Source organism: Planctomycetota bacterium (genome assembly GCA_016872555.1).
Taxonomy (GTDB): Bacteria; Planctomycetota; Planctomycetia; order Pirellulales; family UBA1268; genus F1-20-MAGs016.
The window spans coordinates 24,146-46,789 of record VGZO01000008.1 but is presented as its reverse complement, the minus strand read 5'-3'; the positions used below and the strand labels follow the sequence as shown (position 1 = coordinate 46,789).

The following is a 22,644-nucleotide window of genomic DNA, read 5'->3' as shown; positions in this document are numbered from 1 at the left end:
CGAGGCCTCCGATGTACGTCCTGTTCCTCTGCTGCCGCTACCTCCGCACGCGATTCATCGCGCTGGCCAGCGTCGTCAGCGTGACCCTCGGCGTGGCGACGATGATCGTCGTCAACGCGGTGATGGCGGGGTTCGCCCACGAGATGCAGACGCGGATCCACGGGATCCTCTCCGACCTCGTCTTCGAGAGCCATTCGCTCTCCGGGTTCCAGGATCCACAGTGGCACATGGAAGAGCTGCGCCGGGCCGCCGGCGACGAGATCGCCGGGATGACGCCGACGGTGGCGGTGCCGGCGATGCTCAACTTCCAGGTCCGCGGCCAGTGGGTCACGCGCCAGGTGATGCTGATCGGGATCGACGAGCAGACCCATGCCGCGGTCAGCGACTTCTCCCGCTACCTCCAGCACCCCGACAACCGCCGGCAGCTGTCGTTCGCGCTCCGCGACGGCGGCTACGACACCGTCGACCATCAGGCCGAGGGCGGCTCCGGGCGGCCGGCGCTCGAGGGGGCGGGCTGGCCCCACCGGCGGATGCGCGTCGCCCGGGAGCGGGCCTGGCGCGAGCGGCAGTCGGCCACGGGGATCAGCGCCGCGCCGGCGGGCGACGGGGCGGTGCGCTCGATCGACCGCCAGGTCGACGCGGTCCTCGCCGCCACCGGTGGCGAGGTGGTGCAGGCCACGGTCACGGCGCCGGTGCCGGAGGCGAGCGCGGCACCCGTCGATCCGTTCCGCGCCGCGGCACCGGACGAGGGGCACATCTTCGATCCGGCCACCGAGCAGTCGATCGGCGTCGTGCCCGGGATCGGCCTGGCGAGCTTCCGCGATTCCACCGGCACTGACCGGTTCCTGATCCTCCCCGGCGACGACGTGAAGATCACCTTCCCGACCGCGGGCACGCCCCCCAAGGCGGTCACCGACACGTTCACGGTGGTCGACTTCTACGAAAGCAAGATGAGCGAGTACGACGCGAACTTCGTGTTCGTGCCGATCGCCGACCTCGAGCGGCTCCGCGGGATGGTCGACCCGCAAACCGGGATCCCGAGCGTCAACTCGATCCAGATCCGCCTCGCCCCCGGGGCCGATCTCGACAGCGTCCGCGACCGGCTCCGCCGCGCCTTTCCGGCCGACGTCTATTCGATCTCGACCTGGAAAGACAAGCAGGGGCCGCTTCTCGCGGCGGTCGACATGGAAATGGCGGTCCTCAACATCCTCCTGTTCATGATCGTGGCCGTGGCCGGATTCGGGATCCTGGCGATCTTCTTCATGATCGTCGTCGAGAAGACGCGCGACATCGGGATCCTCAAGAGCCTCGGCGCCGGCGCGGGGGGCGTGGCGGCCGTGTTCCTCGGCTACGGCCTGTTCCTCGGCCTCGTCGGCGCCGGTGCCGGGCTGGCGCTCGGCCTGGCGATCACCTGGAACATCAACCGCGTCCGCGAGGCGGTCGAGTGGATCACCGGGCAGCGCGTCTTCGACCCCTCGATCTACTACTTCTTCCGCATCCCGACGATCGTCGATCCGTGGACGGTGGCCTGGATCATCGCCGGTGCGGTGGGGATCGCCGTCGCCGCCAGCGTCCTCCCGGCGCTCCGCGCCGCACGGCTCCATCCGGTGGAGGCGCTGCGCCATGATTGATGCCGCGCCTGCCGCGATCGCCGTCGAGGGCCTCGTCAAGCGCTACCGCTCCGGCGGCGGCACGCTCGACGTGCTCCGCGGGATCGACCTGGCAGTCGCCCCGGGCGAGTTCGTGGCGATCGTCGGGTCGAGCGGCTCCGGGAAAAGCACGCTGTTGCACCTGATGGGGCTGCTCGACGCTCCCGACGGCGGCGCGGTGCTCCTCGACGGCGTCCGTGCCGACGACCAGCCTGCCGGGCGCCGCGACCGCCTCCGCAACACGGCGATCGGGATGGTGTTCCAGTCGTATCACCTCCTCCCCGAGCTCGACGCGGTGGAAAACGTGCTGTCGCCGCTGCTGGTGCGCCACGGGCCCCTCGCCTGGCTCTCCCGTCGGCAGGCCGCCCGGCGCGACGCCGAGGAACTGCTCGGACGGTTCGGCCTGTCCGGGCGGCTCCACCACAAGCCCCGGCAGCTGTCGGGGGGCGAGATGCAGCGCGTGGCGATCGCCCGGGCACTGGTCACGCGGCCGGGCGTGCTCCTCGCCGACGAGCCGACCGGCAACCTCGACGCCGACAGCGGCGCGGGGATCCTCGACGCGCTGGTCGAGTTGAACCGCGCCGACGGCCTTTCTATAGTCTTGGTCACGCACGATCCCGCGATCGCCGCGCGGGCCGATCGCGTCGTCCGGCTGGCGGCCGGCAGGGTCGAGGACGCCTGATCCGCCGGGTGGACCATGTCCCGACTCGTGTTCATGAACGACCGGCTCGTGCCCGAGGCCGAGGCCCGGGTGAGCGTCTTCGACCACGGCCTGCTGTACGGCGACGGCGTGTTCGAGGGCTTGCGGGCCTACTCCGGCCGCGTGTTCCGCCTCGCCGAGCACCTCGACCGGCTGTGGGCCAGCGCCCGGGCGATCTGCCTCGAGATCCCCGTCGCCCGCGACGTGCTTGGCCGCGCCATCGACGAGACGCTCGCCGCCAACGGCCTGCCGGACGGCTACGTGCGCGTCGTCGTGACGCGCGGGGCCGGGAGCCTCGGCCTCGATCCGGCGCGGACCAGCGCCCCGCAGGTGATCGTGATCGCCGACCGGCTCGCCCTCTATCCCGCGGAGCAGGTCGAGCGCGGTCTGCGGCTGGTGACGGCCGCCACGCAGCGCTCCCACCCGGCGGCGCTATCGCCGCGGATCAAGTCGCTCAACTACCTCAACAACATCATGGCCAAGCTCGAGGGGAAGCAGGCCGGCTGCGTCGAGGCCCTGATGCTCAACCACAAGGGTGAAGTCGCCGAGTGCACGGCCGACAACGTGTTCGTGGTCCGCGGCAGCCGCCTTCTCACCCCCCCTCCCGACGCCGGGATCCTCGAGGGGATCACCCGCGGGGCGGTGATGGAACTGGCCGTCGCCGCCGGCATCGACTGCCGCGAGGCGACGCTCACCCGTCACGACCTCTACACCGCCGACGAGATGTTCATCACCGGGACGGCCGCCGAGGTCGTCCCGGTCGTCGAGCTCGACGGCCGCGCGATCGGCGACGGCGTCCCCGGGCCGGTCACCCGGCGCCTCGCCGCGGCGTTCCACCAACTCGTCCGGGCCGGCGGCTGACGCGCCGCCCCGGGGTCACCGGGACGGCTGCGACCCCTCCGCGCCTGCCGGGCACGCCCGCGACGGCGCCTCGGCACCGGGGTGTCCGCCCATGCCATGGGACAGCACCGGGGCGAGGAACTCGACGTCGCCGAGGTCGTCGTGACGCGGGGCGTAGCCCGGATGCCGTGAGCGCTCCAGTTCGCGTTCGTATTCCTCGACGACCACCCGCTCGACGGTCATCCGGCTGGCGATCGAGATCGGATGGGCGATGTCGGCATAGAGGCGACGGCGTCCCTCGGCATCGCTCGGCGGGGGCATCTCCGGTTGCCTGCCCCCGCACTGGTTGCAGTACCGTGCGCCGAGGGAGTTTTTCTGACTGCACTTCGGACAGTGGCCGGTGAGCTTGCGGCTCGGCATCGCCACGAACGGCCCTTGGGGGCCCATGATCAGCTTGAGATCACGGACGACGAATTCATGGTCGATCGTGATCGCTCCGAATGCCAGCAGGCGGTCGGCCGCCCGCGGGACGAGTTTGATGCGCACCTCGGTGATCCTCACGATGCCCTCCTTTGGTGTCCATTCCCTGCCGGCCAGCCGACGCTGCGACCGCCCTCAGGCGGCGCGACTCGACGAGCCGATCACCTCGCCTCCCGTCCGCACCACCCACACGCCAGGCCACCCCCGCGCTTCCAGCCGCGCGGCGATCCGCCGGGCCTCGAACTGGCCTCTCGTCAGCGCGAAGCATGCGCTCCCGCTGCCGGTGAGCAGCGGCCGCACCGCACCGGCGGCGCGGAGCGCCGCCAGCAACCGGCCGACGTCGGGCGAAAGCCGCATCGCTGCCGGCTCGAGGTCGTTGCCCAGACCGGCGACGGCGCTGCGCCAGCGCCCCTCCGCCAGCGCCGTGGCGACCGCCGCAGCGCTGCCACGCCGCGCACCGTCGGGGCGGCACTCCCGGTAGACGGCCGGCGTCGACAGCCCCGACTCCGGGCGGGCGATCACCGCCCAGCCCGCGCCGATCGGCAGGGACGGTCCGACGCGTTCACCGCGGCCCGAGACGATCGCCGCCCCGCCCGCGAAAAACCACGGGATATCGCTGCCGATCCGCGCCCCCACGGCAGCGAGACGCTCGGCGGGCCACGTCAGCCCCCAGGCAACACACGCCGCACGGAGCAGCGCCGCGGCATCGCTCGATCCGCCCCCGAGCCCCGAACCGGCCGGTATTTCCTTGCAAAGGACGATGTCGAGCCCGCGCCGTTCGCCGGATTCCGCCGCGAGCAGCCGGGCGGCGCGGAGGACGAGATTCGTGTCGTCGGCGGGAACGTCGCCCGCCGGCACCTTTCCCCGCGAAAGCCGCCCCGCCGTGGAAATCTCGAGCGTGAACCGACCGGCATCGTTGCTCCGCACGGCGACGGTGTCGGCCAGCGACACCGGGACCATCAGCGATTCGATGTCGTGGTAGCCGTCGCTCCGCCCGGCAATGACCGCAAGCGTGAGATTCAGCTTGCCGGGGGCGCGCTCGACGACCGTGCCGATCTCTCGACGGTCGCCACGCCGATGCAAGCCTTCAGGAATGACCATGGACTGGTTCTTCACTGGTTTTGCACGTCGATGACCAGCCCTGCCCCGCCTCAAAAAACTACGTATCGCTCGCCGGCTGCCAATCCCCCCCCCTCATGGATTCATCACAGAGTCCTCACGAAACCCTCGCGGACCGAGGGGGAGGATCCTTGGACCAAGCCCCTGGAACCACCCCTCCACGACGATCGAGCGTGGACGGGGGGCATTCACCTCGACGCCGCAACGCCTCGACGGCGACCGCGGCGGAGTGCCTCGGCGTGCCCCACGAATGGGCAGAGTCCAGATCCGGCCGATCACCGCCAGCCGGAGACGAAAGCAACCGTCCCGAGCGCGAGGATCAAGCCGATCGCCACCAGCGACGCCAGCAGGATGGCGATGCTGCGACCGGCCCAGAGATCCTCGGCGATCATCTCGGCGCGGGCCGGTTTCTCGAATTCGCGGTTCCAGACCGGAAACGCCTGCTCGTCGTAGACCCAGCGGGTCCGTTCCTCGTATTTCCGCTCGTTCATCGCTGCGGGCTCGCGTGAGGTCCCAGGAGAGGGGAAACTGACAATTTGACGACCGCGGCGGGGCACCGATCCGCCGCCCGACCCACGGGGGCGCCAGGACGGTCGCCCCTGCACGGCACGGGTGCGTCGGGATCGCCCCCGAAAAACTACCGCGGATCCAACGCCGTTACCAGACCGTCACCTCGCCGCGCGCCATGCACCACATCCTCGAACCGGGCCCGCACCTCGCCGACTGGCTGGCAAGCCGCGGCCAGCCCGCGTGGCGCGAACGGGCCATCCGCCGCTGGCTCCACGGCGGCCGGGCGGAATCGTTTGCGGCGATGAGTGATCTCCCGGCCGGCCTCCGCGACGAGCTCGCCGGCACGTTCTCGATCTGGTCGACGACCGTCGCGCGGCACCTCCGCACCGCCGACGGCACCGAGAAACTGCTCCTCCAGCTCGCCGACGGCCAGCGGATCGAGTGCGTCCTCCTCCGCGACGGCGCCCGGCGGACGGTGTGCATCAGCACGCAGGTGGGCTGCGCGATGGGGTGCGTGTTCTGCGCCAGCGGCCTGGATGGCGTGATCCGCAACCTGACCACCGGCGAGATCCTCGAGCAGGTCCTGCGCCTCGCGCGGCTCCTGCCGGCTCTCGAGCGCCTCAGCCACGTCGTCGTGATGGGGATGGGGGAGCCGCTGGCGAACCTCGACCGGCTCCTCCCCGCCCTGGCCGCCATCGAGGACCGCGACGGCCCCGGCATCTCGGCGCGGCGGATCACGATCTCCACCGTCGGGCTGCCGAAGGGGATCGACCGGCTCACCGCCGCGGCGCCCGGCTACCATCTCGCCGTCTCGCTCCACGCCGCCGACGACGCCCTCCGCACGCGCCTCGTCCCGGTCAACGCCTCGATCGGTCTGGCGGAGGTGATGGCGGCCGCCGACCGCTACTGGGAAGCATCGGGACGGAGGCTGACCTACGAATACGTCCTGCTCGGCGGGATCAACGACTCGCCGCGCCAGGCGCGCGACCTCGTCCGGCTGCTCGCCGGGCGGGCGGCGCTGGTCAACGTCATCCCGTACAACGCCGTCGCCGGACTCCCTTGGAAAGAACCCTCGGCGCAGGCGCGCGACGGCTTCCTGACGGTGCTCCGCGACGCCGGCGTGAACGTCCAGGTGCGGCGGCGCAAAGGGGCGCGGATCGACGCCGCCTGCGGGCAGCTGCGCCGTGCGGCGGCGCTCGAGGGATGTTCCCCGGACGCGGCTGCGGATCAGACGAGCCAGCCGATCAGGATCACGACCGCGAGCACGGCGCCGAGGATGCCGCCGAGCCAACCGATCCAGTGACCCGTCGCACGGAGGATCATCGTCGGATCCTCGTGGTGCGTGGCGGCGAAGACGGTCCCGGCGACCACCAGCAGCGGCAGTCCGAACAACAGCCCCGGCACGCTCCCCAACCAGCCCACCGCCAAGGGCAGGCAGACCGGCGATTGCAGCGCCGCGGACGCGGCGACCAGCGCCGTGAAGCTGTTCATGTGCCGCGCTCCCGCGCCGGGCGGCGGCCGTCGCCGCCGCTCTCCCGACCACCGCCCGGCCCGCGACCGGGACCGGGCTCGGGGCCGCCATCACCCGATGGCGTTCCCTTCCCCGGGCTTCCGGTGGCCACCATCGGACCGGCCCAGGCGTCGTACACCACGAGCAGATTGAGCATCCCGGCGAGCATCGTCCACAGCGTGCCGATGTCGAACCAGCGCCCCAGGCGCCGGTGCCACAGCGACACCTGGTCGAAGCGGCTCTCCTTCCCCGGGGGACGATCGACGAAGTCGTCGGGTTCGATGTCGGGATCGGCCTGCACGAGCCGGTCGGCATAGCGGCGCGACACGACCTGCCTGGGGACCAGCGGCGGCGCGAGGAAGCTACCGGGAAGCAGCGGCTCGCGGGCGGTGCCATGGAGGCTCGACGTCTGGACCAGCGCCGGCAGGGCGACGATCCCGATGCCGGCCTGGCAGAGGAAGCTCCAGCGGTCGATCCGCGCCACGAGCGGCCGCCCCGGAGCCAACGCCCGCGGGGTCCACGAGGCATACACCGACCGGCCACCGCCGAGCCACATCCCGACCACGAGCGTGAACAGGATCATGCCCATCAACAGGCCACCTTTGAAGCGGCGCCCCTGGTAGAGCTGCCCGAGACCGGGGACGAGCCAGGAGAGGAGCGCCGCCAGCGCCGGGTTCTTGAGGTCGATCGCGCTGCCGTCGTCGGGGGAGACGGCGACGATCCGCCCGCGCCGCCGGGCGTCGGGCGACCTGTCTTTGGCGGCCGGGGAAACGGGCATCGGAACCTCCGGATGAGTGGTCGATCGTACCAGGGTTTTTCCCGCGACGGGCGCCGGGAATCGGCGTTTCCCCATCAGCTCCAGAGGCGGCGGACCGGGCGGACCGTGGCCGGCGTGGTGGCCGTCTCGACGGTCGCCTGCGGCGCCGGGGCGTGGGCGGGAAGCAACTCGCACCACGCGCGCTCGACGAGCTCGGGATCGACCGTCGCCACGTTGGCTCCGGCCGCGGCAGCCAGCGCCAGTCGCGCCAACTGCACCACGCGGCGGGGGACACCGCCGGTGAACCGGGCGAGGGCCCCGGCCGCCACCGGCGAGAACAGCGGCTCGCGCGCGCCGATCCGGGCCCCTTCCCAGTCGAGGAACGCGGCGACCTCGGCTTCCGTCCACGGCGGCAGATCGATCCGCAGCGTGATCTGCGACCGGAGCTGCGCCGGGAGCGCGGCGAGGGCCTCGGGCAGCGCCGTCGCCACGACCAGCACGCGTGCGAAGCGCGGCTCGGCGCCCCCCGTCAGCCGGCCGATGCCGGCCAGCACGTCGGCGGGACCGCGGTCGACATCGTCGAACAGCAGCGCCGTGGTCCGCTCCATGAGCGTGTTCTCTCGGAGGCGCGCCTCGAGCCGGCTCCACTCGCTCCCAGGGTCGGCGCGGCTGGCCGGGTCGAGCGGCAGCCGCTCGAGGAGCAGCCCGATCCATTCACCGGCGCCCAGGCCGGCCAGCGACAGCACCGCGACCTCGGCGCCGGCCCCCGCCAGCCTCCGCGCCGCCGCGGCGAGGAAGTGGCTCTTCCCGCCGCCGGTTGCCGCGGTCACGACGCCGAGCCGCTGCCGCTGCCCATGGAGCCATTCGAGCCGGGCCAGCGCTTCTTCCTGCGGCTGCGCGACGTGGAACGTCGCCGGCGACAGCGTGCCGTCGAACGGAGCGGGACCCGGCGGAGGATCGCGAGACGGCATCGGAACGAGTGGCGGGGAGCGAAGTCGCCGCGAATGTAGCGACGGCCGAGGGGCAGGTCAGGGGCAATCGCTGGCGCGGAGGGCCCCGGGAGTGGACAATGGCCTCGTCCGCTGGCGGCCGCGGTCGTTTCCCTGCCCTCCGAAACGTGTCCTTTCCCGCCATCGCCTCGAGCCCGGGGTCCATCCGATGAGCGAACGCTTCTTCCTCCCCGAGCCTCCGCGCGACGGCCGGGCGCTGCTCGAGGGGGACGAGGCCCGCCATCTGGCGCGGGTGATGCGGGCGCGCGTCGGGGATCGCGTCGAGCTGTTCGACGGCCGGGGCACGCGCTGGCCGGCGGAAGTCGCGGCGATCGGCCGCGACCGCGTCGAGCTGTCCACGGGCGCGCCGGTGGTGACGCCAGTCCCAGGCAGTCCGTCGCTGACCGTCGCCGTGGCGCTTCCCAAGGGAGAGCGCCAGCAGTGGCTCGCCGAAAAACTCACCGAATTGGGGGCCGCTTCCCTGCTGCCGCTGCTGACGACGCGCGGCGTCGCCGAGCCCGGCCCCGCGGCCCGCACGCGGCTCGAGCGCGCGGTGCTCGAAGCCTGCAAGCAGTGCCGGCGCGATCACCTGATGACGATCCTCCCCCCGGCGACGATGGACGAAGCGGTTCGCGGCCCGCACGCGGGGACGTCGCTCCTCCTTGCCGACGCCGGCGGCGCGGCGCCGGCGCCCGATCCCGGTGCGGCAGCGGTGCTGGTGCTCGTCGGGCCGGAGGGGGGCTTCACGCCGGAGGAGATCGCCGTCGCCCTGGCCGCTGGCGCGAGGCGTGTGTCATTTTCGCGGCACGTTCTCCGCGTCGAGACCGCGGCGCTCGCCGCCGCCGCACGATTCGCGTGATGGCCGCGCCGTCGGGCCGAGGCTGGCCGGGCATGGGCCGATGGCAGTGGGGAGAACTCCTACCCTGCCCCGCAACGGTGGGGACACCCTTGAACCCCCGAGAAAACCGTTCCATAGCATGACGTTTTCATGTTGACACCGGCGCCGCAACCGATAATTTTGCAGGTTGCCAAGGGCCTTGGGGAGCGGGGGAATTCGTCGATCGCCGTGGGTGATCGTCTCGACTGCGCTCGCTGCCTGACCCCGGCCATTTTTATCCTGATTCCCCCATTTTTCGGCCCCATCCATCGTCTCGTCATCGTTTCCCAGTCTGGAGTGCCGTCCGATGCCACATGCTCACCGCCGCGGTCCGAGCGGCTTCACGCTCGTCGAGTTGCTCGTCGTCATCGCCATCATCGGGACGCTCGTCGGGCTGCTGCTGCCCGCCGTGCAGGCTGCCCGTGAGGCGGCCAACCGCTCGCGTTGCACCAACAACCTCAAGCAACTCGGCCTGGCCAACCAGACCTACCATGATTCGCGGAAGCACTTCGTCGCCCTCCGCGGGCAGGACATGAAGATCACCAGCCCGCGGATCGCCCCGCAGTACGTCTACATCCTCGAATGGTGGAGCGGGAATCTCCCGCTGCTGCCGTTCTACGAGCAGGGCACCTACTACGACACGATCGTCAACTGGCTGACGAGCACGGGGGTTTTGTCATTCCCAGCGGCAGGGAATCCACCTGACAATTTTCAGCCGTGGCGAGGCTCTGCAAGTGTGCCTGGGCCTGCTGGAGCATTCTCCAACATCATGATGGCCCAGGTGCCCACGCTCCGCTGCCCGTCTGACGGACGGACGACGGCGTTCCACGGGGACGGCAACCGTGGCACGACCAATTACGTGTTCTCGATGGGCGACGTCTGCCAAAACGTCTCCGAGACGACGATCACCCGCGGCATCTTCGGCCGCGGCCTGATCGGTGGCGTCAATCCCGGCGCCCCGACCGAGCCCAACTTCACGGCGATGAAAGACATCACCGACGGCACGAGCAAGACGCTCCTGATGTCGGAGCGGATCCGCGGCCGTGACAACAGCTTCCTGGTCCGCGAGACGCAGGCTGGCAACGTCGCCGGGTTCGAGACCAGCCCGATCGTCTGTTCGGCCCAGGTCTCCGGTCAGTCATACACATCGGCCGTCGTCGTGCCCCGTGCCGGCCGCGACTGGATGTTTGCCCGCCCGGCGTTCAACGGATTCAACACGATCAGCCCGCCGAATGGCCCGGGGTGCAACAGCGGCACTACGCACGACTTTCCCCACCAGCTCATCCCGCCGACGAGCTACCATCCGGGCGGTGTCAACGCCGTGATGGCCGACGCGTCGGTGCGGTTCATCAGCGACAACATCGACACCGGAAACCTGGCACTTCCCAACATCGCCCAGGGCCCGAGCGCCTACGGCGTGTGGGGGGCGATGGGCACCAAGGCGGGTGGCGAAGTGGTGAGCAACGAATGAGCCGCTCCATGCTTTCGGGAATTCGTCGGCGACGGGAAACGGTCGACGGGCTCGGATCGTCACGTGTCGGCTCACTTGTTTGCGTGCTCGCGGTCGTCGCGCTGGTGGCGACGGCGGGCTGCGCCAAGCCGGTCGATACGCGCCCCAAGCGGGTGCCGTTTTCGGGGAAGGTGACGCTCGACGGAGCGCCCGTCGAAGGGGCGACGGTCGTGCTCGCCCCCGAGGGGGGCTCCGGGAACGCCGCTTCGGGGATGACCAACGCCGAGGGCGTGGTGAATTTCACCACGTTCGAATCGCGCGACGGGGCGGTGCCGGGCAAGTATCTGGTGACCGTCGCCAAGACGGCGTTTCCCGATGGACGGGCCCTCACCGCCGACGATCCTTCCTATGATCCCTCGACGGCGGTGACTGCTGTCGTGAAGGGTGCCAAGGAGTTGCTCCCGGCCAAGTACAAGGCAGCCAAGACGTCCGGCCTCACCGTCGAGGTCAAGGATGGCGAGAACGCCCCCGCGGTCTTCGACCTGAAGAATTGACGCTCTGTCGGCTGACTCTTCGTTCGTTTCGCTTGTCTGGCATGCCTGGGTTTGTTTCGTACCTCTTCTGTCCACCTGTTCTTCGTCCACTCATCCACAGGGCACCCCGCTCGATGCTTTCGTTCGCCGGCAGCACTGCGTCGCGTTTTCTGGCCGTTGGCGGGGCCCTCGCCCTGCTCGTCGCAGTCCCGGCCTGCTCGTCGGGCCCCAAGCGTCCGTCTACCATCAAGGTGTCGGGGAAGGTGACGATGAACGGAACCCCCGTGCCCGGCGCAACCGTCAGCTTCCAGCCCGTGGCTGCCGGGGGGCGAGCCGCTGTCGGTATCACCGATGACGCCGGGAAATACGTCCTGACTTCGTTCGAGGCGGGAGACGGCGCGGTGGCAGGAGACTACGGCGTCGCGATCGTCAAGAATGAAACGGCAGCGGCGACTGGTTCATCCGCGAACGCGAACTCCGATGACTACGTTCCCCCGGAAGGTCTCAAGGAGCCGCCGCCTGCCAAGAGCCTGATTCCCCCCCGTTTCAACAATCCGCGCGAGTCGGGACTTCGGGCGACCGTCGGGGGTGGCTCGACGACGTTCGATTTCGAGCTTGCGAAATGAGTCGATTGAATTGGTTCATTCCGTGTTCGGTGCCCGCCTGCCGGTTTCCACTCGAGATGTTTGTTTCGGTCCCTTCATCCATCCGTCCCATTCGTCCGTGACTTCCTTCCGAGGACCCGTTGCCATGAACAAGCCCCATCCCAGCCGGCGTGGCTTCACGCTCGTCGAGCTGCTGGTCGTGATCGCGATCATCGGTACGCTCGTCGGCCTGCTCTTGCCCGCGGTCCAAGCCGCGCGTGCCGCCGCGCAGCGCAGCGCCTGCACCAACAAGATCAAGCAACTGGCGTTGGCCAGCCTGAATTACGAGAACACCAACAAGTCGCTGCCGGCGTCGGCCGGCGGCACCTGTTGCTGGGCGAATGGCGGCCCCTCGTCGGCGAACAACGCGGCGCGGCGAAGTGCATTCGTCGAGCTGCTGCCGTTCATCGAGGAAGTCAACATGTACAACCAGATCCAGGCCGGCGGCGGCGGAATCGCCGCCGGTGGACCGTACGCGTGGATCAGTTGGTCGGTGTGGAACACCGCTCCGCGGGCCCTGAGCTGCCCGGTCGACACCGAGAACGACTCGCGGATCTCCTCCAACTCGTACGCGCTTTCCGTGGGTGATCAGGTCAGCAACCTTCGCACGCAAGACAACTTCGGCCGCGGAGCGTTTACCCGGACGGCGTACCGCGGGACGACGCCGATCACGCCGCGTGGAACGACGATCGCCGATATCGTCGATGGCACGAGCAAGACGATCCTGATGAGCGAGCGGATCCGTGGAAACGGCACCAGCTTCCGCACGACGGACACCGTGCCGATCCGGGTCGGCGTCGCGCATCTGGGATCCGTCCGTTTGACCCCCAACGCCTGCCTCACGCTCGCGGCCGGTCAGTTCTATGTGGCCGGTACCAACATCAAGCAGTACTGGGGCGACAAGTGGACCGACGGCCAGGTCGGCCGGGTCGGCTTCAACACCGTCCTGCCGCCCAACTCCCCGTCGTGCGGTGCCGGTCAGGGCACGGGCGGTGCGCCGATCAATAATGCCGACGACGACCACGCAGTCCAGCCGCCGTCGAGCTACCATCCGGGTGGTGTGAGCGTGGCGTTCTGCGACGCCTCGGTGCGATTCATCGCCGACAACATCGACACCGGCAACACCGGGACGGTCGTCGCCTACAAAGACAAGACGCCCAGCCCGTTCGGCGTGTGGGGGGCGCTGGGCTCGAAGGCCGGCGCCGAGAACACCGCCAACGAGTGAGCCGGCGGCGACTCGTCCTGTGAACTCAACCGGGGCCCGCGGCCGACCGCGGGCCCCGGTTTTTTTGCGCGGCGGCGGCCCAAAAGGGCCTGGGCAGGAATGCCCGCGCCATCCCACCGCTCACACCGCCGCGATCGCCTGCATGGCCGCGGCGATCTCGGAATCGGTGCCGATCGTGTCGACCGGCTCGATGCCGATCCAGCCGCGATAGCCGTGGTCGTCGAGGGCCGCGAGGATCGTCGGCAGATCGACCTGGCCTGTCCCGAGGACCACGCTCCGCCCGCGGCCGGCGATCGGCCCCGAGATCGCGTCGGTGGCATGGACGTGGAGGATCCGGTCGCCGAGCACGGCGACGGTAGCGGCGGGATCGTGGCGGTTGACCACCAGGGCCCCGGTCACGAGCTGGCAGCCGATCGCCCCCTCGGGGAGCTCGTCGAGCAGGGTGGCGATCTCGGCGGGCGCCGCCCGACCGACCTCGGCGGCGAATAGCGCCCCGCAGCGGCTCCCCCACGCGCCCAGATCGCCGAGCACCTCCAGCAACAGCGCCCGGCGCGGGTCACGGGTGCCGTCGGCACCGGGCGGCGGAATGTCGCCGACGTGGTTGTAGACCAGCCCGGCACCCAGATCGTGGGCCAGCGTCATTGCCTCCTTCGTGGCAGCGATCCGCCCCTCGAGCCGGTCGGGGTCGGCGTAGCCGCCGCGCGTCGGGAAGGCGACCGCCGCGACGGCGAGTCCCTCGTCGGCGATCCACTTCCGCACCTGGCGCCGGCCGGTCTTCGACAGGCTGTCGGCCCCGGGGGTGTTGCGGGCGTCGATCTCGACGCCGTCGAGCCCGAGGGTCCGCGCCCGCCGCAGGGCCGAGCGCAGCGAACCGGAGAGGTGGACGGTCGCAGTGCACAGGCGGAACGGGCTCACGGAGCATTCCCCGGGGAACGAAGGCCGCCGAATTGTATGCTCTCCGGCATGCCCGCGCTGGCCACCGTCGTCGAGGCCCTGGAAGCGATCGCGCCGCTGCGGCTCGCCGCGCCGTGGGATGCCGTCGGCCTGCTCGTGGCGACGCGGCGCCCGGCGATCGGTCGGATCCTCACCTGCCTGTCGGTGACATCGGCCGTCGTCCATGAGGCGGTGGCCGAGCGCGTCGACCTGGTCGTCTCCCACCATCCGCTCCCGTTCAAGCCGGTGGCGCGGCTGGTCGACGACAGTCTGCCCGGCAGCCTGCTCCTCGATCTGGCGACCGCGGGGATCGGCGTGTGGAGCTCGCACACCGCCTGGGATTCGGCCGCCGGAGGCATCAACGACCAGCTCGCCGCGCTCCTCGGACTGGCCGATGTCAGGCCGCTGGTGGCCGACGCCGTCGATCCCACCGTCGGCACGGGGCGCGGCGGCCTGCCCGACGACTCCCCGGCGTTGACGACCGTGGCCGATGTCGCCGCACGCCTGTGCCGCGCCCTGGGCGTCTGTGGCGCGCACGTGGTCGGCGACCCCCGCCGGCCGGCCGGGCGGGTGGGGATCGTGTGCGGCAGCGGCGGGGAGTGTCTTCCGCTGGCCAGCGCCGCCGGCTGCCGGACGCTCGTGACCGGCGAGCTGCGCCTCCACGACGCCCTCGCGGCCGACCATGCCGACGTGGCCGTGGTCGCCGTCGGCCACCAGGCGAGCGAGCAATTCGGGATGCGGTCCCTCGGCCGCCGTCTCGAGGCAGCGGTGCCCGGCATCGAGTGCCGAGAGAGCCGATTCGACCGCGATCCGCTCCCGTGGCTGCCGCTGCAGGGCTGATTTCGTTGCCCGGCCGGAATGCGGCGCTACGCTTGGGGGATCGGGCCCGGGGGTGCGGCAAAACTCCTCCCGACGCCAGGGCGCCCCTCCGATCCCCCCCACGGCGGACCTGCCATGCCCCGGTTCCTCACGGCCCTGCCGGTGTTCAACGAGGCGGCGCATGTCGACGGCGTCCTCGACGAGGTCCTCCGCCACACCGCCGACGTGTGCGTCGTCGACGACGGCTCGACGGACGGGACGGCCCGGATCCTCGCCGACCGGATCGAGGCCCGCGGCGACGTCCGCGTCGTCCATCATCCGCGGAACCTGGGCTACGGGGCGGCGTTGGCGACCGCCTTCCGCGAGGCGCTGGCCGGCGGGTGGGACGGGCTGGTGACGATCGACTGCGACGGCCAGCACCAGCCGCGGTTGATCCCCGAGTTTCTCGCGCTGGCAAGCGATCCCGTCCGCGGCGCCGATATCGTCAGCGGCAGCCGTTACCTGCGGCGTTTCCCCGGCGACAGCCAGCCCCCCGAGGCCCGGCGGCGGATCAACGCCACGATCACCGCTGAGATCAATGCCCGGCTCGGCCTGTCGATCACCGACGCCTTCTGCGGCTTCAAGGCCTACTCGCGGCGGGCACTGGCGGCCCTGGCGATCACCGAGACGGGCTACGCGATGCCGCTCGAGGTCTGGGTCCAGGCGGCGGCCGCGGGCCTGTCGATCGTCGAACTCCCCGTCCCGCTGCTGTACCTCGACCTCTCGAGGAGCTTCGGCGGCGCCCTCGACGACGCCGAGACGCGCCTCGCCCATTACCGCGCCGTCCTCGACCGCGCCGAGGCGGCCGTCGGCTGGCGCCTTCCTGCAGCGCCGCCGCTCCCCGCGGCCAATCGCGCTAGCCAGGATCCGCTCGCGGCGGCACACTGCTGAACTTCCGGCCGGGAATGGCGCGACGCCGGCCACGGTGGCGTGGCTGCCATGGCCACCGTCCGGTGGCGGACGCCGACCGGAGCGGACCGAGGGGGACCACGCGGGCGACCGCGCCTTGTGCATGCCGATCCCACGCCCTGCCCACCGCGCCCCCGAGGCCGACGGTGCCCGGCTCGTCGATCCCCCGGTGGTGTCCGGTGCCGGCTCGCCGGCCTGCATCGACAGGCTCGTCGACAACAACCGCCTCCTCCGGGCGGCGTTCGGCACGACGATCGGCGACCTCCGGCTGTGGGAGCTGATCGCGGCCACGCGGCGCGAGGTCCTCGCCGTCGCCGCCACCTACACCGCCAGCTACCGCGACGTCGACCGTCCCACCGACGTCGCCGACTGGATCGCCCGGCCGATCGTGATGGCCGGCCACCAGCCCGACCTGTTTCATCCGGGCGTGTGGCTGAAAAACTTCGCCCTCGACGCCTACGCCCGGCAGGTCGGCGGCACGGCCTTGAACCTCGTCGTCGACACCGACCGCTGCGCCCGCGCCGCGGTGCCGCTCCCGATCGGCACCCCCGACGACGCGCGCCTCGAGCACGTGGCGTTCGACGGCGAGGCCTCCGAGATGCCGTGGGAGGAACGCCCCGTCGTCGCCGCCGACACGTTCGCCAGCTTCGGCCGCCGTGCCACCGACCTGCTCCGGCCGCTGGTCCCCGACCCGATCCTCGCGCGCTGGTGGCCGCTGGTCGTCGAGCGCGCCGCCGAGAGCCACCGCCTCGGCCTGGCGATCGCCCAGGCGCGTCACGCGCTGGAGGAGCGGCTCGGACTGCAGACGCTCGAGCTGCCGGTCAGCGAGTTGGTCCGCCTCCCCACCGTGTCGGTGCTGATGGGCTGGCTGTTGTCGCGCGCCCGCGAGGTCCACGAGGCCTACAACGCGGCGCTGGCGGCGCACCGGCGGCGCCACCGGATCCGAGGCCACGGCCGCCCCGTCCCCGACCTCGTCGTCCGCGACGGCGGGCCGGGGGAGGGCCCATGGTTCGAGGTGCCGTGGTGGATCTGGTCGCGCGACGATCCGCAGCGCCGCCGCGTCTACGCCAACGCCGGCACCGCGGGGACGTTGCTGCTCTCCGACCTCGAATCGCTCCGGCTCGAGCTGCCGATCACCCCGGAGACGTCGCCGTCGAAATGGGTCGACGCGTTGGCCCGGCTCGAGGAGCACCGCCTCTGCCTCCGCCCCCGGGCCCTGGTGACGACGCTCGTCGCCCGGTTGCTGGTCGCCGACGTGTTCGTGCACGGCATCGGCGGGGCGGCCTACGACCGGCTCACCGACGACATCGTCGAGCGGCTCACGGGCTGCGAGCAGCCGCGCTATGCCGTCGTCACCGGCACGCTGCACCTCCCCTTGGAGAACGTCTTCCCCGGGCTCGCCGGCTCCGACCCGCACGCGGAGTTGGGGCTGGTTCGCCACCGGCTCCGCGACCTGCGCTACCACCCGGAGCGGCATCTCCCCGCCGCGCCGCGCTCACCGGAGGTGGAGGCGCTCGTCCGCCGCAAGTGGCAGTGGATCGAGACACCACCGACGCCGACGCTCGCCCGGCGCCGGTGTCACGAGATCCGCGCCGCCAACGAGGCGCTCGCCGCTCGCGCCGAGCCGGCGCGCGTGGCGCTCGAGGCACACGTCGAACCGTTGGCGACTCGCGTGCGCGCCACGGCGCTGTTGCGGGCGCGGGAGTATCCGTGGTGCTTTTTTCCGGAAACCGTCCTGCGCAGGTTCCTGCTACTGGAAAAGGGGTGAGTCGCGCCGTATCTTGACGCCCAACGGACTGGGAAGGCACTCCAGGGAGAGGAGGACTCATGGCTCGGGGGGCACGGTCGGGCAAGGCGTTCCGCGGTCTGGTCGGCGCCGGATCATCGGCCACGACGACGCGTGAAGCGAAGGCGGCAGGGAAGCCCTCCCGCCCGGCACAGCGGACGACGCGCCGGTCGTCGCGGCGGGCGGCCCCGGTGGCCGATGGCCACGAGCCACCCCTCGAAATCGCGCCCGACACGGCGGGCGACGCACCGGCGTCCGACGACAGCATCGCGTCGATCGTGATCCGCCCCACGTCGACGCTGTACCGCGCCCGGGCCGCGAAGCGCCGCCGGGCCGTCTGGCACCTCCCCGAGCACCCTGTCGCCCCCGCCGCGCCGCCGGCGTGGATGCTCGCCGAATGCGAGGTGGCCGGGGCCCGCGCGGGGGAACAGGCGGAGATTCTCCAGCTCCTCACCGGCCTGCCGCACCCGCCGAGCAAAGCCGAGTTCCACGCGATCATCGACCACCCCGAGCACGATGCGGCCAACCGCCTCGTCGCCCGGCTGGCGGGGCGGATCGTCGGGCATGTCGAGGTCCAGCCACGGACGGTGCTGGTCGGCGGGGCGCCGCTCCGCGGCGCCGTCGTCGACCGGGTGGCGGTCCTCCCCGAATGCCGCGGTGCCGGCCATGGCCAGCGGCTGATCCGCGCCGCCGAAGCCCGGCTGACGGCCGTTCGGGCCGGGGTCGCCTTCGCGCGGACGCGCGTGCCGGGGTCGTTCCAGGACCTGGGGTGGACGATCCTCGGCCGTGATCGCGCCACTCCCGGACGTCCGGCCGAGATCCTCGCCCGGCTCCTCGACGCCCCGCCGCGCGACGGCGAGGTGGTGTCGATGCGCCAGTGGCGCCATGTCGAGCTGCCGGCGATCCTGCGGATCTACGGCAGCAACGCCGGCCGGTTCGTCGGTCCCGCCGAGCGCGGCGAGGTCTACTCGCGCTGGCTGGTGAGCCGTGGTGGCTTCGATTCGCTCCTCGTGGCGCTGGTCGGTCAGGATCGCTACGACCTCCACGAGACGACCGCGCGGATCGTCGGCTACTGCATCCAGTCGGGCAACCGCGTGCTCGAGCTGCTGGCCGACCCGGAGTTTCCCGGCGTCGAGCGCGACCTGCTCGCCCGGGTGTGTGCCGAGGCGATCGAGAACGACCGCCAGGAGATCCTCTTCGAGTCGGCCGCCTCCGATCCGCTCCACGACGCGGTCGCCGGCCCCGAGCCGGCCTTGGCCGCCGGCGAGCGGATGATCGTCGCCCGCCTCCCCGACCCGGCCGCCGTGATCACGGCGCTGGTCGGCTCGATGGCTCCGCGCCTCGCGGCCGCCGGGATCACCGACCCGGTGGAACTGGGGCTCGACGCCGCCGCCGGCGACGGGCAACCGGGCTTCCGTGGATCGATCGTGATCGCCGACGGGCGGGCGACGCTCCACACCGGCCGGATCGGGCGCAGCTACCTCCGGCTGCCGCCGGAGGAGCTCACGCGCCTCGTCCTCGGCCAGAGCGATTCCGCCGAAGCGGCCGGCCGCGGGGCGATCGTCCCCTCGACGCAGGCGGCCGTGAGATTTGCGTCATGGCTCTTCCCGCGGATGCCGCTGTGGTGTCCGATGTGGGACGACGTGCCGGCCTGAGCGGCGGCCCGGGATCGCCGGCCGCGCCGCAGTGGACGTCGTTCCCCGGAGATCCGCCATGCGCCACCGGTTCGTCGCCTGCCTGCTCGTGTCGTTGGTGTGCCTGTCCGGGTTTCAAGCGGCCGGCCAGGGACCACCCGACGGCACCCCGCGGGCGGGCGACCGACTCGCGGCGCTGCAGTGGACCGCCGAGGCGACGGGCGTGGCCGACTGGGGCTTCTGGGGCGACCAGCCCGACCGCTACGTCTCCTGGTCGAATCACTCCAACCGGCTGATCCCGGTCTACTCGTTCGGGATGACACTGGCGGACGTCGCCGGCGAACGGAGCGTGTATCGCGATCGGGCGCGCCTCGAGGCGTTGTACGGCCGGCTGCCCGACGAGACCCTCGACCCCGGCGCCGACCACTTCGACCAGACCGACGTCTTCCGCCTCCAGGCCGAGGCGGTCGCCCGCGGTGCGAAGCGGGTGGTGCTGGTCGTGTTCGACGGGATGGATTGGACGCTGACGCGCTCGGCGGCGATCGCCGCCTCGGGCACGGTCGCCTACCGTGACGGTCGCGGCACCGGGCTGTCGTTCCAGGACTACGCCGGCACGGTCACCGACTTCGGCCTGTGCGTCACCAGCCCCGCCAACGACGGCACGAAGGTCGACGTCGACGCCCAGGCGGTCACCAATCCCGGCGGCACGGCGCCGGGGGGCTATGCCGCGCTCCGCGGCGGGCGCACGCCGTGGGATCCGGCTGCCAACCCCACCTACCTGATCGGCAAGGACCGCGAGCGCCCCCATGCCGTGACCGATTCGGCGGCCTCGGCGACGTCACTGTGCACCGGCCACAAGACCTACAACGACGCGATCAACGTCGATCCCGTCGGTGGCCGGCTCGACACGATCGCCCACCGGCTCCAGCGCCAGGGATTCGCCGTCGGCGTCGTGACGAGCGTGCCGATTCCCCACGCCACGCCCGGCTGCGCCTACGCCCACAACGTCTCGCGCGACGACTACCAGGACATCTCCCGCGACATGCTCGGCGAGCGTTCGGTCTCCCACCGCGACGCGGCGCTTGCCGGACTCGACGTCGTCATCGGCTGCGGCCATGGCGTCGACGTCAAACCCGCCGAGATGGAGAAAGAAGTGCAGCAGCAGGGGACGAATCTCGAACCGGGCAACAAATACGTCGCCGCCTCGACGCTCGCTGCCATCGACGTCGCCAACGGCGGCCGCTACCGCGTCGCGCGGCGGACGGCGGGGCGCGACGGCGCGGAGGTGCTCGCCGCCGCAACGCGGGAATGCATTGCCGACGGCAGCCGCCTGTGCGGCTTCTTCGGCACCGCCGAGGGGAACCTGCCGTTCACCACCGCCGACGGGAAGTTCGACCCGGTGTTCCTCCCCGACGCCGACCGCGAGCGGCTCGAGGGGCTGAAGCGGAAATACTCCAAGCCGATCCGCTACACACCGGCCGATCTCGCCGAGAATCCCTCGCTCGCCGAGATGACCGTCGCCGCGCTCGACGTCCTCGCGGCGCGGGGGCCGTTCTGGCTCATGGTCGAGGCCGGCGACGTCGACTGGGCCGCGCATGGCAACAATCTCGATGCCGCGATCGGCGCGGCGCTGTCGGGCGACGCCGCCTTCCGGGCTCTGACCGGCTGGATCGAGGCCCACGGCGGTTGGACCGACACGGTCGTGATTCTGACCAGCGACCACGGCCACATGCTCGTCCTCACCCGCCCCGAGGCGCTCACCGGGCGGTGACCGTCTCCCGCGCCGCATCGGCCTCCGCCAGGCGCTTGATGTGGTCGAGGACGCGGCGGTGGATCCGGTGGATCGACAGGTCGCTCCACAGCGTCCAGTAGCCCTGCGGGTGCATGTCGAACACGTACCAGGTCCGCCCCTCGAGGCGCGTCCGGCCGTCGCCGAGGTCGACGAGGCGGAATTCGCCGCGCTGGCTCCGGAGCGAGCGGTCGACGAGGTGCGGCGGATGGACATGGCGCCACGGCGACAGTTCGACCATCGGGTCGGGCTGGTCGACGACGTCGAAGGCCAGCCGCCGCGGCTCGTCCCAGACGGTGATCGGCTCGACGAAGTCGCCGGTGGTGAACTCACAGTGGCGCACGGCGCCGACCCCCGTGCCCTCGATCCGGGCGCGGAGCGGGCAGGCGATCCCCGTGCGGAAAAACCAATCCTCGGGGGGTGGGATGTCGGGAAACTCGACGATCCGCCGCCACACCGCCGCCGGCAGGGCGGCGACGTCGACGGCGGTGAGGACTTCGTATTCCGGTGTCGAGCTCACGAGCGACTCGGCACCGGCCAGGAGCGGCAGGGCGAGGACGACGGCCGTGAGCTGGCCGAGACCGGCGCGCGTCGCCTCGGCGATCCACTTGCCGAGCAGCGCCCCGGCGATCGACAGCGGCATCACGATCGGCACCGCCATCACCAGGCAGATCAGTCCCTCGAAGGCCAGGGCCACGAGCACGCCTCCGGCCGCGACCATCACCAGCGCGCCCAGGCCGAGCGTCGCCGAGGTGGAGTGGGCGACGGGCCGGTTGTAGAGGAACCCGGCCACCATCCCCATCACCAGCGGCGTGGCGAAAAACAGGACGGCGCCGTAGTTGGCGAATCCGTAGAGGCCGACGACGAACGACAGGCCCCCCGCCGCCAGCGCCGCCCCGACGGCGCGCCACGCGGCGGCGTCGAGCGCTCCCCGTGCCGTCGCAGCCAGCGGCGGCACGGCGACCTCCGCATCCGGCTTGTCGGGGAGCAGGGCGAGCAGCGCGATCACCAGGAGATTCCCCAGCGGCAGGAGCACCATCGCACCGAGCCAGGGCGACTGGCCGGCCGACGCCGCCCGGCGAACGCTCATCGACAGGGCGATCCACACGAACGGCAAGCTCCACACGAACAGCGTCCAGCCGAGCCAGTCGGGCGCTCCCTGGAGCACGGTGGCGCGCGCGGCAAACGACGGGTTGACGAACTCCAGTGGCGAAAGCCAGTTCCCGGCGAAGGCGCGGAACACCGCCACCTCGACGGCATACTTGAACAGCGCCAGCCCGGCGCCGATCACGACGTAGGGGAGGCGCTCGACGCGGCGTGAGGAGAACAACAGCGACAGCCAGTCGGCGGCGGAGAATCGCGTGTGGTCCATGGCGACACCCTCGGTTCGGTTTCCCCACGCCCGCGACGCCGCGCGTGCCCGTGGCCTGGCCGGCTACGGCGGCGAACCGA

Annotated in this window: 20 protein-coding genes; 14 read left to right on the top strand and 6 right to left on the bottom strand. The window is 71.5% G+C overall.

Annotated features, from left to right (window positions below):
• Window positions 1-11: 11 nt before the first annotated feature.
• Genes FJ309_04295 through ilvE form a run of 3 tightly spaced genes read left to right on the top strand, consistent with a single transcriptional unit; the run spans window position 12 to window position 3,210 of the window.
• Window positions 12-1,631 (top strand): ABC transporter permease, encoded by a 1,620-nt coding sequence (locus FJ309_04295; GenBank protein MBM3953826.1) that lies wholly within the window; start codon window positions 12-14, stop codon window positions 1,629-1,631.
• Window positions 1,624-2,331: an ABC transporter ATP-binding protein gene (locus tag FJ309_04290; protein ID MBM3953825.1), complete on the top strand. Its 708-nt coding sequence runs from the start codon at window positions 1,624-1,626 to the stop codon at window positions 2,329-2,331. The genes FJ309_04295 and FJ309_04290 overlap by 8 nt, the downstream gene beginning before the upstream one ends.
• 15 nt (window positions 2,332-2,346) lie before the next feature.
• Window positions 2,347-3,210, top strand: coding sequence for a branched-chain-amino-acid transaminase (gene ilvE / locus FJ309_04285; protein MBM3953824.1), 864 nt, complete (start codon window positions 2,347-2,349; stop codon window positions 3,208-3,210).
• Window positions 3,211-3,225: 15 nt separating this feature from the next.
• On the opposite strand, the gene FJ309_04280 is transcribed toward ilvE, so the two are convergent.
• The 3 genes from FJ309_04280 to FJ309_04270 all read right to left on the bottom strand — a co-directional run bounded on the left by FJ309_04280 (window position 3,226) and on the right by FJ309_04270 (window position 5,279).
• Window positions 3,226-3,786 carry a stage V sporulation protein G gene (locus FJ309_04280; protein ID MBM3953823.1) on the bottom strand — a complete coding sequence of 187 codons (561 nt, stop codon included), beginning with the start codon at window positions 3,784-3,786 and terminating at the stop codon, window positions 3,226-3,228.
• Between the two features lie 18 nt (window positions 3,787-3,804).
• Complete coding sequence (ispE, locus tag FJ309_04275; GenBank protein MBM3953822.1) at window positions 3,805-4,770, bottom strand: 4-(cytidine 5'-diphospho)-2-C-methyl-D-erythritol kinase; 966 nt, start codon at window positions 4,768-4,770, stop codon at window positions 3,805-3,807.
• Between the two features lie 293 nt (window positions 4,771-5,063).
• Window positions 5,064-5,279, bottom strand: a complete 216-nt coding sequence (locus tag FJ309_04270) for a hypothetical protein (protein ID MBM3953821.1) — start codon at window positions 5,277-5,279, stop codon at window positions 5,064-5,066.
• Between the two features lie 194 nt (window positions 5,280-5,473).
• On the opposite strand from FJ309_04270, the gene rlmN reads away from it, so the two are divergent.
• Entirely contained in the window at window positions 5,474-6,601 is a 1,128-nt protein-coding gene (gene rlmN / locus FJ309_04265; GenBank protein MBM3953820.1) for a 23S rRNA (adenine(2503)-C(2))-methyltransferase RlmN, read from the top strand.
• On the opposite strand, the gene FJ309_04260 is transcribed toward rlmN, so the two are convergent.
• Window positions 6,526-6,789 (bottom strand): hypothetical protein, encoded by a 264-nt coding sequence (locus tag FJ309_04260; protein MBM3953819.1) that lies wholly within the window; start codon window positions 6,787-6,789, stop codon window positions 6,526-6,528. The genes rlmN and FJ309_04260 overlap by 76 nt on opposite strands.
• 413 nt (window positions 6,790-7,202) lie before the next feature.
• Between FJ309_04260 and FJ309_04255 the strand changes: the two genes are divergently transcribed.
• From FJ309_04255 to FJ309_04235, 5 genes are all read left to right on the top strand, one after another.
• Window positions 7,203-9,413 (top strand): RsmE family RNA methyltransferase, encoded by a 2,211-nt coding sequence (locus FJ309_04255; protein MBM3953818.1) that lies wholly within the window; start codon window positions 7,203-7,205, stop codon window positions 9,411-9,413.
• Window positions 9,414-9,738: 325 nt separating this feature from the next.
• On the top strand, window positions 9,739-10,902 hold the full coding sequence (locus FJ309_04250) for a DUF1559 domain-containing protein (GenBank protein MBM3953817.1): 1,164 nt from the start codon (window positions 9,739-9,741) through the stop codon (window positions 10,900-10,902).
• Window positions 10,903-10,985: 83 nt separating this feature from the next.
• On the top strand, window positions 10,986-11,435 hold the full coding sequence (locus FJ309_04245; protein MBM3953816.1) for a DUF4198 domain-containing protein: 450 nt from the start codon (window positions 10,986-10,988) through the stop codon (window positions 11,433-11,435).
• Window positions 11,436-11,548: 113 nt separating this feature from the next.
• On the top strand, window positions 11,549-12,040 hold the full coding sequence (locus FJ309_04240) for a carboxypeptidase regulatory-like domain-containing protein (GenBank protein MBM3953815.1): 492 nt from the start codon (window positions 11,549-11,551) through the stop codon (window positions 12,038-12,040).
• 124 nt (window positions 12,041-12,164) lie between these two features.
• Window positions 12,165-13,283: a DUF1559 domain-containing protein gene (locus tag FJ309_04235; GenBank protein ID MBM3953814.1), complete on the top strand. Its 1,119-nt coding sequence runs from the start codon at window positions 12,165-12,167 to the stop codon at window positions 13,281-13,283.
• A gap of 120 nt (window positions 13,284-13,403) precedes the next feature.
• On the opposite strand, the gene FJ309_04230 is transcribed toward FJ309_04235, so the two are convergent.
• Window positions 13,404-14,402, bottom strand: a complete 999-nt coding sequence (locus tag FJ309_04230) for a sugar phosphate isomerase/epimerase (GenBank protein MBM3953813.1) — start codon at window positions 14,400-14,402, stop codon at window positions 13,404-13,406.
• Here FJ309_04230 and FJ309_04225 point away from each other — a divergent pair.
• The 5 genes from FJ309_04225 (at window position 14,235) to FJ309_04205 (ending at window position 21,174) form a co-directional block, all read left to right on the top strand.
• Window positions 14,235-15,056, top strand: coding sequence for a Nif3-like dinuclear metal center hexameric protein (locus tag FJ309_04225; GenBank protein ID MBM3953812.1), 822 nt, complete (start codon window positions 14,235-14,237; stop codon window positions 15,054-15,056). The genes FJ309_04230 and FJ309_04225 overlap by 168 nt on opposite strands.
• Window positions 15,057-15,170: 114 nt before the next feature.
• Window positions 15,171-15,965: a glycosyltransferase family 2 protein gene (locus tag FJ309_04220; protein ID MBM3953811.1), complete on the top strand. Its 795-nt coding sequence runs from the start codon at window positions 15,171-15,173 to the stop codon at window positions 15,963-15,965.
• Window positions 15,966-16,086: 121 nt separating this feature from the next.
• A complete protein-coding gene (locus FJ309_04215; protein MBM3953810.1) occupies window positions 16,087-17,751 on the top strand; it encodes a hypothetical protein in 1,665 nt (554 codons plus the stop codon).
• Between the two features lie 59 nt (window positions 17,752-17,810).
• A complete protein-coding gene (locus FJ309_04210) occupies window positions 17,811-19,424 on the top strand; it encodes a GNAT family N-acetyltransferase (GenBank protein MBM3953809.1) in 1,614 nt (537 codons plus the stop codon).
• A gap of 58 nt (window positions 19,425-19,482) precedes the next feature.
• Window positions 19,483-21,174, top strand: a complete 1,692-nt coding sequence (locus FJ309_04205) for an alkaline phosphatase (protein ID MBM3953808.1) — start codon at window positions 19,483-19,485, stop codon at window positions 21,172-21,174.
• Here FJ309_04205 and FJ309_04200 read toward each other — a convergent pair.
• Window positions 21,161-22,564: a hypothetical protein gene (locus FJ309_04200; protein ID MBM3953807.1), complete on the bottom strand. Its 1,404-nt coding sequence runs from the start codon at window positions 22,562-22,564 to the stop codon at window positions 21,161-21,163. The genes FJ309_04205 and FJ309_04200 overlap by 14 nt on opposite strands.
• Window positions 22,565-22,644: the final 80 nt, after the last annotated feature.

Excerpts from the sequence above, each read along its gene's own strand:
- FJ309_04220 (MBM3953811.1), top strand. The coding sequence starts at position 15,171 with ATGCCCCGGTTCCTCACGGCCCTGCCGGTGTTCAACGAGGCGGCGCAT.
- ilvE (MBM3953824.1), top strand. The coding sequence starts at position 2,347 with ATGTCCCGACTCGTGTTCATGAACGACCGGCTCGTGCCCGAGGCCGAG.
- FJ309_04235 (MBM3953814.1), top strand. The coding sequence starts at position 12,165 with ATGAACAAGCCCCATCCCAGCCGGCGTGGCTTCACGCTCGTCGAGCTG.
- FJ309_04255 (MBM3953818.1), top strand. The coding sequence starts at position 7,203 with ATGGAGGCTCGACGTCTGGACCAGCGCCGGCAGGGCGACGATCCCGAT.
- ispE (MBM3953822.1), bottom strand. The coding sequence starts at position 4,770 with ATGGTCATTCCTGAAGGCTTGCATCGGCGTGGCGACCGTCGAGAGATC.
- rlmN (MBM3953820.1), top strand. The coding sequence starts at position 5,474 with ATGCACCACATCCTCGAACCGGGCCCGCACCTCGCCGACTGGCTGGCA.
- FJ309_04240 (MBM3953815.1), top strand. The coding sequence starts at position 11,549 with ATGCTTTCGTTCGCCGGCAGCACTGCGTCGCGTTTTCTGGCCGTTGGC.
- FJ309_04215 (MBM3953810.1), top strand. The coding sequence starts at position 16,087 with ATGCCGATCCCACGCCCTGCCCACCGCGCCCCCGAGGCCGACGGTGCC.
- FJ309_04205 (MBM3953808.1), top strand. The coding sequence starts at position 19,483 with ATGCGCCACCGGTTCGTCGCCTGCCTGCTCGTGTCGTTGGTGTGCCTG.
- FJ309_04200 (MBM3953807.1), bottom strand. The coding sequence starts at position 22,564 with ATGGACCACACGCGATTCTCCGCCGCCGACTGGCTGTCGCTGTTGTTC.
- FJ309_04260 (MBM3953819.1), bottom strand. The coding sequence starts at position 6,789 with ATGAACAGCTTCACGGCGCTGGTCGCCGCGTCCGCGGCGCTGCAATCG.
- FJ309_04250 (MBM3953817.1), top strand. The coding sequence starts at position 9,739 with ATGCCACATGCTCACCGCCGCGGTCCGAGCGGCTTCACGCTCGTCGAG.
- FJ309_04295 (MBM3953826.1), top strand. The coding sequence starts at position 12 with ATGTACGTCCTGTTCCTCTGCTGCCGCTACCTCCGCACGCGATTCATC.
- FJ309_04225 (MBM3953812.1), top strand. The coding sequence starts at position 14,235 with ATGCTCTCCGGCATGCCCGCGCTGGCCACCGTCGTCGAGGCCCTGGAA.
- FJ309_04230 (MBM3953813.1), bottom strand. The coding sequence starts at position 14,402 with ATGGACGACGGCCGATGTCACCGACAGGCAGGTGAGGATCCGACCGAT.
- FJ309_04290 (MBM3953825.1), top strand. The coding sequence starts at position 1,624 with ATGATTGATGCCGCGCCTGCCGCGATCGCCGTCGAGGGCCTCGTCAAG.
- FJ309_04210 (MBM3953809.1), top strand. The coding sequence starts at position 17,811 with ATGGCTCGGGGGGCACGGTCGGGCAAGGCGTTCCGCGGTCTGGTCGGC.
- FJ309_04270 (MBM3953821.1), bottom strand. The coding sequence starts at position 5,279 with ATGAACGAGCGGAAATACGAGGAACGGACCCGCTGGGTCTACGACGAG.